Raw genomic sequence first — 12,780 nt, forward strand, 5'->3', positions numbered from 1 at the left:
CACCGAAGCGCTTGCTCGCGCAATTCAGGCGGCTGGCGGTCAGTTGAGTCTGGCCAGGATCGTCGGGACTTCCCAGTCCAACGTTTGACCTTCTCCTCGCGCTTGCCGATCAGCGCACGGAGGTCTGGCGGCACGGCGCGCCGCACGTAGTAGATGCCCGTCTTCGGATGCTTCCAGGGACGCGTCGTCATCAGCGGCATTTGTACCACCCGTTTGTACCACTCGGGCAGTCCTAAGTCGCTGTTTTCGCTGTTTGCTTCGACGGTTCAGAGGCTTAGCCAGCTGATGGTGCCCAGGAAAGGACTGGGCGCCGCTGAGATAAAATTCAATCAAATCAACGGTTCACGAGCGCCGTTCACAGTGCTTGTGTATCATTCCTGTGCATCAATTCAAGGTATCATTGAGTCGTCTGCAGACATTTTTGCCTTCAATGACCTTGATGTCTCGCAACGAATTCCCAATTTGCCGCTGCCGTGCGGAGGATTGGCGCAGGCGACATGTTCTGTACGAAGCATGAAACGCGATCCAATAGAAGGGTCTGAACAGCGGCTGCATGTGTTTCGCGGTAATATCCGCGGCGCTTTCATCAGCGATAATCGGCTGCTTAGCGCAATCTTAATCCGAACATTACTTTGTGTATTAGCAATGTCACCTACCATCGGTTACAATTCTCATCTGACGCCCAGGTCCAACCGGCTCGGTCTCGTGTGCGACGACCCGACCTCGCCACCGGTACAGGTGCAGGCCGTCCTTCTCCGCGCGCACCTGCGCCGGGGCAGCGGCTACGGGGTTAAGGGCCCGACCTGGCGCCAGGGCCGCAAGCAGCGACCGCCCGCGCCCCCGCGACGTGAAGCGCACGGCGTGGAAGCTCGTGCGGCGGCTGCGGCGACACGCCAATGGCGACCCCGTTCTTCTCCGCATTGCGGCCACCCTCGCGCACTGCGACCGCCGGCACCGCTGCCTGGATCCGGCCTGCCCGCAATGCAATCGGGCCGTGCAGCGCATCATGGTCCGGATGATCGCGGCCTTCCAACAGGCGCACCCGGAGCTCGGGCCCTGGCGGGTGCTGTCGCTGATCCTGCCGCCGATCGATGGGGCAACGAGCCTCGACATCGGGACAGCCTGGAGCCACTACGCCACGGTGCTGCGCCAGGCGGGCATTACCCTGGGCATCTTCGGCATCGACCTCAGCTTCAACGAGGACGACCGCCGCGCCCTCGATGAGGCGGCCCGTTTCCAGCCGCACGCCTGCCTGCATGTCTACGGGCTGGCGCCGGCGGACGAGATCAAGGCGGCCGACGCCTTCCTGAAGCGCCACGTGCCGGCGACGGAGGCGATCCGCCGCCCCGTCCGCAGCACCCTCTTCGACGGGAACTTGGCTGCCCCGGCATACGCCTTCAAGCCGGATCCGATCCGGCGCCAGACCATCCTTCGGGACAAACCGGGACGTGCGAACCCGGTCCGCGACACCCGCGATCGCCCGCTGACGGTCGAGCAGCAGCTACAAACGGTCCGGGCGCTCGATGAGGCGGGGATCGGCGGCCGCATCCTGCTGCTCGGGCTCCGCCTGGCGTCCATCCCCGCGGGCCCTTCCGGCCCCGAGCTCCGAGCCTGAGGAGGCGCCCGGTCAACACCCCGAGGCCGACCCGCCTCCGCCCCGTGATCCGCAACAGCAAGCCCAGGAGATGGATCTCAGCCGCCCCGATGCCCTACGCACAGCGGACATGTGCCGAGAACCCGCGCTGCCGATCAACCTCGGTGGTGCAGCGTAGCCCCGGCGGCGAGGCGGCAACGGGCGGCGGCTCGTCGGCCGCTCGGGGTGGCAGGTCCGCGTGCGGCGTCGGGCTCGGCAGGTCGAAGGGCTTGGCGTCATTCGGATGCGGCGCACCGGGAAGGAAGGAGTTGTCCGGCGGCGGCGCGATCCGGCAGGGGGCCAGCACGATGCGCAAGCGCACGGGGTTCGTCGCGAAGCGTACATCCTCGGCGTCGCTGGCGATCACCCGGAACGCGGACAGGCCCGGCGTTGCGTTGCGCAGCAGGGCGAGGCTCGCCGTGTCCTCCGCCCGAACCCGGCAGAGCACGCCCTGACCTGGCCGGCCAGCTTCCCCGATGCCGTCGACGAGCCGGACGACCCAATCGTCCCCGGCGCGGTCGAAGCCGCCGAGCCGGGCGACGAGGTCGACGCCCCGGGCGAGATCGGCCCGGAAGGTGTCCGCCCGCAGCGGGTTCACGGCCGCCCGCACCGCGTCCATCTCCAGGATGGTGAAGTTCGTGTGCGGTCCGGTCTTCGGCTTCGGCGGAGCAACCGGGATCGGTTGTCGCGCCCGCTTCTGGGCTGCCTCACGGACGATGGCGTCACGCCGGGACCGTGTGGCCTGCTCGGCCTTCCAAAGGGTCTGCGCCTCGGGTAGTCCCGCCCCCTGGCGACCGAGCACCTGCATCCGGGCGATGAGGCCGTCGAGCCGGGTGACCTGCTCCTCCGGTGAGAAGCCATCGAGGCCCTTCGCGAGAAAGGCGTCCCGCTCCGCCAGCACCGCGGTGGTCTTCGTGTCGAGGTTCGCCCGCCGCCCGGCGTCAGTCCGCCGCTTCTCCCCCTCGATCTCGACCTCCCGCCGCCGGGCCTCCTCCGCCGTCCGCCGGCCGCGTGCCGGGCCATGTTGATCATGAAGCGCAGCTCGTCGACCGCGGTGTCGATTACGCCGACATCGCCACCACCGCAATTTACGCCGACGCCATGGGTGCAGAGGAACGCGAGATCGCTGCCCGGATGTGGGAATGTCCGGCATACCGCATCTATCGCCGGGCCGGTCCGTAGTTGACGGCCGACCACGACATGCTAGCATCAAGAAAACGAACTGATGCTTCTAATATGAAGCAGCAAGGGAGGAACTCCATGCGCATGATCCGCGAACCGGCACGCGATATTCCCGTCCTGATCGACGCTGACATCGTCGTGGTCGGCGGAGGGACGACCGGGCCAATCGCCGCCGTCGCCGCCGCGCGCCGCGGCAAGAAGGTCGTCCTGATCGAGCGGTTCGGCTCTCTCGGGGGCAACCTCACCCTTGGCCTTAACACCAAGCCGTCCGGCGCGCTCGTCGGCGGGCTGCCGCTCGAACTATGGACGCTCGCCCGGTCCGAAGGCGCCGCGGGTGCGGACTACTTCGCAGGCACGAAGACGGGCAAGGTGAAGATCGCCTCCCCCTGCGACCCCGAGATCATGAAGATGCTCCTGACCCGCCTGTGCGCGGACGCCGGGGTCGAGATCTTGTTCGAGACCGTCGTCTCGCGGCCCGTCCTCGACGGCGACACCCTGCGGGGCGTCGTGATTGAGAACAAGGGCGGGCGCAGCTTCATCGAGGCCAAGGTGGTGATCGACTGCTCGGCCGACGGTGATGTCGCGGCCGGTGCAGGCGCGCCCTTCGTGATGGGCTCGGGCGAGGCCGGCGAGGATCTCAAGGCGCAGCCGGTCGGCATGTACTTCACCATGTCCGACGTCGACGTCGTCGCCCTAGCCCGCTGGGCGCGTCAGACCGACGATGTCCCCGCGCAGGCGATCCCCGAGAAAGATGCCGACCTCGACTACGGGCTGTGGCTGACGGGCTTCAATAAGACGATCCGCGCGTATCGCGCCGAGACCGGCATCGACCTGCCCCGCGAGAACATCACCCTCAAGACCGCTAACGGGCTGATGTATGTGAACGCGACGCGCGTGATCGGCGTCGACGTCTTCTCGGCGACCGCGTTCAGCGCTGCGGTCGTGGAATGCTACCGGCAGATCGTGGAGTACGCCCGGTTCCTCGTCGCGACGGTGCCGGGGTTCGAGCGCGCCAAGATTGCCCAGATCGCGCCGGTGCTCGGTGTGCGCGAGACTCGCCACATCGTTGGGGAGTACACGCTGACCGAGAGCGACGTGCGCGGCGACAAGTCCTTCCCGGACAGCATCGCGGCCGACGTGTCCGCCTTCGACGTGCACGACGTGAAGGGGGCCGACGTCGATTTCCAAGGCCTGCGCCCCTACGAACTGCCTTACGGCTGCATGGTCCCACTCGGCGTCGAACAACTGCTGGTCGCCGGGCGGTGCATCTCGGCGGACCACGCCGCCCATGGCCGCAGCCGCAACGTCCCCGCCTGCATGGCAACCGGCCAGGCTGCCGGCATCGCGGCCGCGATCGCGATCGAGGGCAACACCAGCGTCCGCCACGTCCCGATCGAGCGCGTCCAGGGGGCGCTGCGCGAGATCGGGATGCCGCTGCACGCGGATGAGTTGCGGTGACAGCCGTGTCGGCGGCCTTAGACCGCCTCCGTATCGCCGCCGCGCCACCCAAGCCGGGTCGAGACCTGGGCGGCGGCCCGGACTACCAGATCCTGCACCGCCTCGACGTCCTTCAGGACGGTCTCGGAGTCGGACAGGTTGATCGCCGCGACGATGGCCCCGTCGCGGTCGCGCACCGGCGCCGACAGGCTGACGATGCCGCTCACGAAACCCGAGAGGTTGGTCGCATAGCCCCGCGCGCGTTCGGCCGCGATCAGGGCGGACAGCGCCGCGACGTCGACCGGGGTCTGGTCGGAGAACGCCTGCATCGCGACGCCATCGTAGAGGACGGCGAGTGCGGCCGGGCTCATGTCGAACAGCAGCGCGCGGCCGGAGGCGACCGCGTGGCACGGGTAGCGCGTGCCGACCGGGATGTCGCCCCGGAGCCGGTGGTGCGAGGGTGCGTTGAGGACATAGACGATCTCGTTGCCGTCGCGCACGCACATGTGGGCGGAGAAGCCGGTGCGGTCGCGCAGCGCGTAGACCGTCTCACGGCCCGCGGCGATCACCGCCGTCCCCTCAAGGTAGTCGAGGCCCAGCAGCAACACCTTCGGCCCAAGCTGGAAAGCGTGCGAACTGGGCAGCCGCTGGAGGTAGCCGTCACGCTCGAGCGTGTAGGCCATCCGGAAGGCGGTCGCGCGGGAGAGGCCGAGCTCGGCCTCGATGTCCGGTACGGTGACGACGCGCCGCTCGCGGCGGAACAGCGAGAGGATGGCCAATCCGCGGCGCAGGGCGGTGACGATGTAGCGGGACTGCTCGGACTTCTCCAGCATGGCGTCGACCGTCCCCGCGTTCCCGAACCCGGCCGAGCTTGGCCGCCGATCGAAGGATGTCCTCCAAGCACGGCGAACTGGCAAGATGACGGCCCGCGGTCCGCGCGCGGGCGGCGCGACGCGGTGGGGGTATCCGGTGTATGACGCGGGGACCGCGTACATGACCGGGATCGATCCCGTCCCCGCCGCCGTGCTGCCGCCGGGGATCCGGGCGCGCCTCGTGCCGGACGTGAACGGCCTCGCCTTCCATGTGCTGGAGGTGGGCTCGGCGGGTGAGCGCCCGAGCCTCCTGCTCCTGCACGGCTTCCCGGAGCTCGCCTACTCCTGGCGCCGCGTTATGGTCCCGCTCGCCGAGGCCGGCTTCCACGTCGTCGCGCCCGACCAGCGCGGCTACGGCCGCACCTCGCCGGCACCGGTCGGCTACAGCGACGATCTCGCGCCGTTTGGCATCCTGAACCTCGTCCGCGACATGGTCGCGCTCGCTTCCGCCCTCGATATCCCTGCCTTCGCGGGGGTGGTGGGCCACGACTATGGGGCCTCGGTCGCCGCCGCTTGCGCGCTGGTGCGGCCGGACCTGTTCCGATCACTCGTCATCATGAGCGCCCCGTTCCTAGGGGCACCGGCGTGGCCGCTGCCGCCACCGCGGTCGAGCGATCCGATCAACGACGCGCTGGCGGCGCTGGAACGGCCACGCAAACACTATCAGGCCTACTTTGCTACGTCCGAGGCGAACGGGCATATGTGGAGGGACCCGCGCGGCGTGCACGATTTCCTGCGCGCCTACTTCCACGTCAAGAGCGGCGACTGGGTCGGAAACTGGCCGTTCGAGCTCGGATCGTGGGCGGCCGAAGAGCTCGCCCGGATGCCGGACTACTACATCATGCCGCTGGCGCTCGGCATGGCGGAGACGGTCGCTCCAGAGATGCCCTCGGCCTCGGCGATCGAGGCCTGCGCGTGGCTGACCGAGCGCGAGCTCGGCTTCTACAGCGGGGAGTACGCGCGCACCGGCTTTCAGGGCGGCCTCCAGTGGTACCGCGGCCGCATCGACGGGAGCCTCGCGCGCGGCCTCTCCCTGTTCTCCGGCCGAACGATCGACTGCCCCGCGCTGTTCATCGCGGGCGACCGCGACTGGGGCGCCCGGCAGATCCCCGACGGCATTGAGACGATGCGGACGCGGGCGTTCAGCAGGATGCGGGAGCCACACTTCGTCGCCGGCGCGGGTCACTGGGTGCAGCAGGAGCGGCCGGAAGAGACCGCTGCCGCGATCATCGCATTCTTGAACGAGCCCGGTCGCGACCGGGACTGATACGCCGATCGCCGCGCGGCGGCGGGACGGACGACGATATCAGCGCCACGCCGAGCGGTAGGCATCCCATCTCGGCAGAAGGGCGCGATACATCTAGGAGGGGAGAGTTCGATGGCAGGCGTCGAAGTACAAGGGACCGTCTTGATCGTCACGGTCGTCATGGTCGTCGTCTATCTCGCGATAACGACGTGGCTCACCTTCCGATATCGGGCCAAGACCTCCGCGGACTACATGGTCGCCGGCCGTTCGGTTCCGGCCGTGGTCATCGGCGTGCTCATGATGTCGGAGTTCATCGCGCCGAAGTCGACGGTCGGAGTAGCCCAGGCAGCCTTCGAGTCCGGGATGGCCGCGGCGTGGGCGGTGGCGAGCGTGTCACTCGGCTTCCTGCTGTTCGGGCTGGGGTTCGCCAAGCGGCTCTACACGTCCGGCGAGTACACCATCTCCGCGGCCATCGCCCAGAAGTACGGGCGCTCGACGCAGCTCACCGTGTCGCTCATCATGATCTACGCGCTCCTGCTCGTGCTCGTCGCGCAGTACGTGAGCGGGGCGGCCGTGCTGGCGTCCGCTTTCGGCCTGCCGCTGACGACCTCGTCGATCCTGATCGCGGCCATCAGCACGGCCTACTGCATGATCGGCGGGCAGAAGAGCACCGCCTACGTCTCGCTCATGCACACCGTCCTCAAGATCGTTGGCGTCATCATCGTGTTCGGCGCCGCGCTGTACATGAGCGGCGGGGTCACCCCGGTGGTCGCGGCGCTGCCGCCCAAGTACTTCACCTGGGACGGGTCGGTCGGGCTGACGACGATCGTCGCGTGGACCATCGCGAGCGTCGGCGCGATCTTCTCGACGCAGTTCATCGTCCAGGCGATCTCGTCGCTCAAAGGGCCGCAGGACGTGCGCGGCGCGTGTATCATCTCCGCGATGCTGTGCCTCCCGGTGAGCCTCGCGCTGGGCTTCATCGGCGTCGCGGCGAAGTTCCTGTTCCCCGAGATGAAGAGCCTCTACGCGTTCCCGGTGTTCCTCAACCACCTGTCGCCGTTCCTCTCCGGCCTGGTGATGGTGTCGATCATCGCCTCGATCCTCGTCGCGGTCGGGACGGTGGTGGTGGCGACCTCGGCCTTGATCGTGCGCGACTTCTACGTCCCGATGGCCAAGCCGACCGCCGAGCGGGAGCTTCGGGTGTCGCGGCTGCTGGCCATACCGATCGCCTTCCTGCCGCTGTTGCTCGTGTTCTTCGCCCCCCAGGTGCTCCATCTGTCGTTCTTCACGCGGGCGCTGCGCCTGGCGATCACGGTCGTGGCGGTGTTCGCCTTCTACTTTCCGAGGTTCGGCAGTAACCGCGGCGCGACGCTCGGTCTGCTCGGCGCGACGGTGACCACGACGGGCTGGTACCTCATGGGGGATCCGTTCGGCATCGACGACATCTACATAGCCCTGGTCACACCGGCGGTCGTGATCACCATCGAATGGCTCGTGCGGCGCATCACCGGCGTCCCGGCGCCTGAACGGGGGCAGGTTGGTACCACCGTACAAGCACGCGTTCCGTGACGGCCATAGGTGGCCACCGGCGGTGTTCGACGTGGCGGACGCGGTGATGTTCTCGGCCGAGTCGGCCACGGGCCGCTACCCCGTGGAGTACAGCTACTTCCCGCAGGCTGGGCCTGCAGCCAGGCGCGCAAGGGCTGACTATCATGCCGATCCGCCCAGAGAAACGCTGGCTCTACCCGATCGACGAGAAGGAGCTGTTTGCGGTGAGGCGCTGCCGGCGCTGTGAGGGCTGCGGGCCGCCGCACGGCCGCCTGCCCCCCGTCAATCGCAAGGTGTCATCTCGACCTGCATGGTGCCTCCGGCGAACCGGCCGAGTTCGGGGAAGGGCGCGGTGGCGGTGATCGCGCGGTGTGCCGCCTCGACCGCAGCTTGCATGTCCTCGGGGCTCGCCTGCGTACTGTCGGCGGTCAGCAGCTTCGAGGGCTCGGTGATCCGTCCGTCAAAGTCGAGCGTCACCGCGAAGTTCAGCCGCAGGCTCGGATCGCCCGCCGAGGCCGCCGGCAACGCCCAGGCCTGGCGCAGTCGGCGCGCCATCGCCCGCTCGCCGTCGCGGCGGTTCGGCCGGCTCGTGCAACGAAGGTCCGCAGGAGACGGGACGACAGGCGGCAAATCGGCCTTCGGTGATCCTGCACCGTCCGCCGGTGCCGCGGCGCTACCGCCCGGCCGACGTGCCCGCGGGGTGCCGTCATCGGCCGGCGTCACCCGGCAGGGGCCGAACACGATGCACACCGTCGGCGGCTCCGATTCGAGCAGGAACTCCTCGGCCTCCGGCGCCTCGACATGCACGATGGCGTAAGGCGGTGACACGCCCCTCAGGATCGCGAGGCTCGCGGTGTCGGTGCCCTCGACCCGGCAGAACATCCCCTGGTCGGGCGAGCCAGGGCTGCCGAGGCGCCCCGAGAGACGAACCATCCAGCCGTTCGGGGTGCGGTCGATGCGGGCGACCCCGGCATTGAGGTCGATGCCGCGCGTGAGCGAGCGCTGGAACTCCTCTCGCCGCAGGGGGTTCTCGCCCGCCGAGACCATCTGCTGGCCGAGCCACTCGAAGCTGTCATAGGGCCCGGTCTCAGGTGTCGGCGCCGGCTGCGGTCGGCTGGCAGTTGCGCGCTTGTTGTCCTCGATGATCTGGTCGCGCAGCTTCGTGAAGTCCTCGGCCGTCTTCTGCAGCAGGGTGGCGACGCGCGGGGCATCGCCCAGGCCCTTCATCAGCACCCGGATGCGGGCGACGTAGCCATCGAGGCGGGGCAGCAGTTCCGCGTGGGGCATCGTGTCGGCGGCCTCCGTGAAGCGCTGCAACTCCTCGATGAAGGGCTTGATCGTGCGCGCTCGCTCGGCGTCCCGGCCTCGGCGCACGGTCTCGGCGTCCTGCCGAGCCTGGGCTTGGCGAGCGGCAGCCTCTGCATCGGCTCGCCGTTTCTCTCCCTCGATTTCGCCTTGCCGCCGTCGTGCATCCTCCACCGCTCGTCGGCCCCTCGCCTCGTCGCGGGACATGCCGATCTTGAAGCGGAGCTCGCCCACCGCGGTGTCGATGGCGCGCACCGCCTCGCCGCGATTGGCGGGGCCGATCCGGCCCCAATCCGGCCGCTGCTCCCGGCAGGCGAGGAAGTAGTCCCGGAACTCGGCGAGGTCTGCATCGGTCCAATCGGCGAGCGCCTTACCGTAGGGCCGCGGGGTGAAGGGCGAGACCTCCTGCGAGAAGCTCTCGTGCAGCGGCCAGCGGCAGCCGCCGATGCGGTCGAGGTGCTCGCCGATCGGACCGGCCGAGGCGCCCCGCGGCCACCCTACCTCGTTCTGGGCGGAGTGCTCTGGGTACTGCTCCTGCTGTCGGGAGTGCACGCGACCATCGGGGGCGTACTGCTCGCCATCACGATTCCACTCAAGGTGACCCCTGGACGGCCCGAGGACCCGACCTCGCCCCTCCACCGGCTGGGGCATGTGCTGCACCCCTGGTCGGCCTACCTCGTGCTGCCGATCTTCGGCTTCGCCGACGCCGGCGTCTCGTTGGCGGGCTTCACACCGTCCATGCTGCTGGATCCCGTGACGCTCGGTGTGGCGCTCGGCCTCTTCCTCGGTAAGCAGATCGGCGTGTTCGGGTTCGTGCTGGCGGCCGTGAAGCTCGGGTGGGCCCGGCGTCCGGCAGGCGCAAGCTGGTTGCAGGTCTACGGCGTCTCGCTGCTCTGCGGGATCGGCTTCACGATGAGCCTGTTCATCGGTCTGCTGGCGTTTGCTGGTCGCCCCGACCTCGAGGCCGAGACCAAGATCGGTGTGCTGGTAGGCTCGCTGGCGTGCATGGGGCTCGGCGCGCTCGTGCTACGCTTGGCGCCGAAGCGGACCGCGAGCCGATATGCATCCTGAAGCAGATCGATGCGGCGGGCCGGTCCTCGCCAAAGCTACTGTCCGCAGTCCGCCGATCTCACCGGCGGGGCTGACACGCAAGGCGGCCTTAGATGAAAGATGGACCGGGGCGAGCCGGGGTCGGGGGCATCGGTATCCCGCAGCGGGGTCGGCGGCACGGTTGATGCGGCCGGTAGGTCCTCGACCAGGAATGCGACAGAGGAAAGCTATATTATCGCCACTGGCGATGCAACGAAGTGCCTCAAGAGCATGCGCACGCGCCGAATGACTCTTGATGGATTGCAATAGTTTCAAACATTCTCCTACCTGATGGATTTCAAACTCACGATCCGCATCTAGAAACTAGTTCTCTGAAAGTTTCAGCGCATTGGCAACCCGACCGAGGCGATCCCTTGCCAAGCTGACTTCATCCGCCATGCTCCTCCCCTTCTTATTTTCTGGATCCGATCTGGCGCAACCCCTAGACCGGGCAGACAACGCAATGCAATCACAAAACGTAATGTCGATGCATCGGGACTTGTCGGCGGCCGCGCCGTAGGTAATTTATGACCCATTGATCTGAGATTGGCGACGGCAATGATCTTCGTCACTGATGCTAACGGTCAGACGATTTATACCGGCAATGAGTGGGAGACCCTTACAGGTCAAAGTATCGGAGAGTCATTAGGATTAGGATGGCTCGATCGGGTTCATCCGGATGATCGTAAAGTTGTACTCGACACTGTAGAAGAAGCGCGAAAAGCAATCAGTCAGTTCAGCATCAGATATAGAGTCATTCGACCTGGCGGATCGATGGTTTGGGTAGCTGTCGGCTGCATCCCTTCAATTGGGCCTCCGGATTATTCTTTCATCGGATACCTCGGATCACTTACCGAATTGGCTCCGCCGTCATCCAATTCGATGACCGCATACGGAAATGTCAACACCTTTGTACCGCCACCATCCCGAGCTGAACCTATGGCTGCGGATCATCTAGATCAAATCGCCGATCATCTGATCCTGACTAATTCACTTATAGAGGCGAATGGCCCAGAGGCGGCCCTTCCAGGCGTTCGCTACGCTCTCTACCAGATAGGATTGGCCCTCGCCGCGCGTAGTCTTCGGCCGAAGACCATCAATTAAGACTGTTCTCGCGGTCGTCGTTGAAGGAAATGACATTATGGATATTGAAAAAGTAGCGCGGCATTTGGCATTTTTACTTCGATACTCGACCCGCTGCCTTAAACTGTGATGGTGTCGGTCAGATTAGGCCACCTTACCGCCTACCAGGCGACCGACAGAGAAAAGCCCGCCGCGGCGAACTGGGCGGGCTGAGTCACTCAGGAAGGAACCCTTGGGAAGGTCCACGCCGACCTTATACTAAAGCATGAGACTTCTAACCCCTGGCATACCAGCCTTCGGGGTCGGCTACGCCATCTACTTGGTCTTGCCGCCGGGGCCCCAGCCGCGCTCCTTCACGACCTACTGGATCTTGGCCTGCATCTCGGGCATCAGGCTGCCCATCCACTGGGTCATGCCTGTCATCTGAGCTGAGCGAGCTGCGGCTGAGCCGCAGCGAGGCGCTTGCCCGCCGGAGAGGCGTAGAATGCGCCGATGGCCTGGAGATCGTCCTTGCCGAGAACGGAGGCGTAGCTGCGCGCCTGGATGTCGAGCAACTCGTCGTAGCGGCTCGTCAGAATGGGCATCACGACGTCCTTCACGAGAACCTGTGCCCGATCCGGCTCTTTCACCACCATCTGCTGCATCATCGCTGTCATGGGGGCCGCCATCGCGTTCAACGTCGCGGCCCGGCCGCCCTGCATCTGAGAGACCGCTTCCCTGGCCACCTTCAGTGTGGCGGCATCGGGGGCGGACCCGGCCGGCGGGGATGCAGTCTGGGCCATTGCCGCACCGGCGAGAGACAGGGAGAAGCAAGCGCCAGCAACGGCTTGGAGAAATCGCATGCGGCGGTCCCGCGGCGCGAGGAATCGAGTGGAACGGTGCCGAGGCACCAGGATGCGCCGGTCCGCCTCCTATCATGGTTCAGAACGAACGCCGCAGCTCCCGCCGCTCATGGCGGCCGCCGATCCAGCCATCTCTGCCGACGGGCGCCGAGGAAGCCGATGAGGATGCCGATCCCGATCCCGGCGCAGAGGGCCACGAGCCAGTCCATCAGCCGGCCGGCGCCCCGCCCACCACCTCGCCGGTCTGAAACAAGTCTCTGCTCCACCCCGGCATCCGCTCGATCATCGGCTTGGGTCCGGTCAGACCAGTAGGATGCCGTGAATCGATTGGCTTCGCGACCGACGCCGCTCGGCCCCGCCCCGATCTGCTAACGGGGCGGGGAGCATCCAATCTCACCAGCGAGTGCCGATACGCGACGCGGCCTTGGGGATCAGGATGGTAGCGGACGGCGAGAGCAATGTTTGTCGGAAGCGCGACACCGCTCTCAGGCGACGACGTGCCATCCGAGTTCGATGGCCGGCAACAGATAGGCCTTGGCCTCG

General features: G+C 66.9%; 10 protein-coding genes and 1 pseudogene. 7 read left to right on the forward strand and 4 right to left on the reverse strand.

Translation table 11 applies throughout. From position 1 onward, the window contains the following. Positions 1 to 994 precede the first annotated feature (994 nt). Positions 995 to 1,615 (forward strand): hypothetical protein, encoded by a 621-nt coding sequence (locus MFF04_RS12090; RefSeq protein ID WP_238276088.1) that lies wholly within the window; start codon positions 995 to 997, stop codon positions 1,613 to 1,615. 94 nt (positions 1,616 to 1,709) lie between these two features. Here the strand turns inward: MFF04_RS12090 and MFF04_RS12095 are convergent, their stop codons facing one another. Continuing rightward, a complete protein-coding gene (locus tag MFF04_RS12095; RefSeq protein ID WP_238276090.1) occupies positions 1,710 to 2,534 on the reverse strand; it encodes a hypothetical protein in 825 nt (274 codons plus the stop codon). Between the two features lie 281 nt (positions 2,535 to 2,815). On the opposite strand from MFF04_RS12095, the gene MFF04_RS12100 reads away from it, so the two are divergent. Beyond that, positions 2,816 to 4,273 (forward strand): FAD-dependent oxidoreductase, encoded by a 1,458-nt coding sequence (locus MFF04_RS12100; protein ID WP_238276092.1) that lies wholly within the window; start codon positions 2,816 to 2,818, stop codon positions 4,271 to 4,273. Between the two features lie 17 nt (positions 4,274 to 4,290). Here MFF04_RS12100 and MFF04_RS12105 read toward each other — a convergent pair whose 3' ends face one another. Further along, a complete protein-coding gene (locus MFF04_RS12105) occupies positions 4,291 to 5,085 on the reverse strand; it encodes an IclR family transcriptional regulator (protein WP_238276094.1) in 795 nt (264 codons plus the stop codon). Here MFF04_RS12105 and MFF04_RS12110 point away from each other — a divergent pair. Both MFF04_RS12110 and MFF04_RS12115 read left to right on the forward strand, forming a co-directional pair. Continuing rightward, positions 5,084 to 6,391, forward strand: a complete 1,308-nt coding sequence (locus MFF04_RS12110) for an alpha/beta fold hydrolase (RefSeq protein WP_306424001.1) — start codon at positions 5,084 to 5,086, stop codon at positions 6,389 to 6,391. The genes MFF04_RS12105 and MFF04_RS12110 overlap by 2 nt on opposite strands. A 111-nt stretch (positions 6,392 to 6,502) precedes the next feature. Further along, positions 6,503 to 7,939 (forward strand): sodium:solute symporter family protein, encoded by a 1,437-nt coding sequence (locus MFF04_RS12115; protein WP_238276096.1) that lies wholly within the window; start codon positions 6,503 to 6,505, stop codon positions 7,937 to 7,939. Between the two features lie 261 nt (positions 7,940 to 8,200). Here MFF04_RS12115 and MFF04_RS12120 read toward each other — a convergent pair whose 3' ends face one another. Next, positions 8,201 to 9,775: a hypothetical protein gene (locus MFF04_RS12120; RefSeq protein ID WP_238276109.1), complete on the reverse strand. Its 1,575-nt coding sequence runs from the start codon at positions 9,773 to 9,775 to the stop codon at positions 8,201 to 8,203. On the opposite strand from MFF04_RS12120, the pseudogene MFF04_RS12125 reads away from it, so the two are divergent. From MFF04_RS12125 to MFF04_RS12135, 3 genes and pseudogenes are all read left to right on the forward strand, one after another. Beyond that, positions 9,719 to 10,294 (forward strand): annotated as a pseudogene (locus MFF04_RS12125) (Na+/H+ antiporter NhaA); the annotation flags it as partial. The gene MFF04_RS12120 and the pseudogene MFF04_RS12125 overlap by 57 nt on opposite strands. Positions 10,295 to 10,870: 576 nt before the next feature. After that, positions 10,871 to 11,416 (forward strand): PAS domain-containing protein, encoded by a 546-nt coding sequence (locus MFF04_RS12130; RefSeq protein WP_238276098.1) that lies wholly within the window; start codon positions 10,871 to 10,873, stop codon positions 11,414 to 11,416. A gap of 244 nt (positions 11,417 to 11,660) precedes the next feature. Further along, on the forward strand, positions 11,661 to 11,822 hold the full coding sequence (locus tag MFF04_RS12135) for a hypothetical protein (RefSeq protein ID WP_238276100.1): 162 nt from the start codon (positions 11,661 to 11,663) through the stop codon (positions 11,820 to 11,822). On the opposite strand, the gene MFF04_RS12140 is transcribed toward MFF04_RS12135, so the two are convergent. After that, entirely contained in the window at positions 11,815 to 12,177 is a 363-nt protein-coding gene (locus tag MFF04_RS12140) for a DUF2059 domain-containing protein (RefSeq protein ID WP_238276102.1), read from the reverse strand. The two genes, MFF04_RS12135 and MFF04_RS12140, sit on opposite strands and share 8 nt — an antisense overlap. Between the last annotated feature and the right edge of the window lie 603 nt (positions 12,178 to 12,780).

Source organism: Methylobacterium jeotgali, assembly GCF_022179345.1.
GTDB lineage: Bacteria > Pseudomonadota > Alphaproteobacteria > Rhizobiales > Beijerinckiaceae > Methylobacterium > Methylobacterium jeotgali.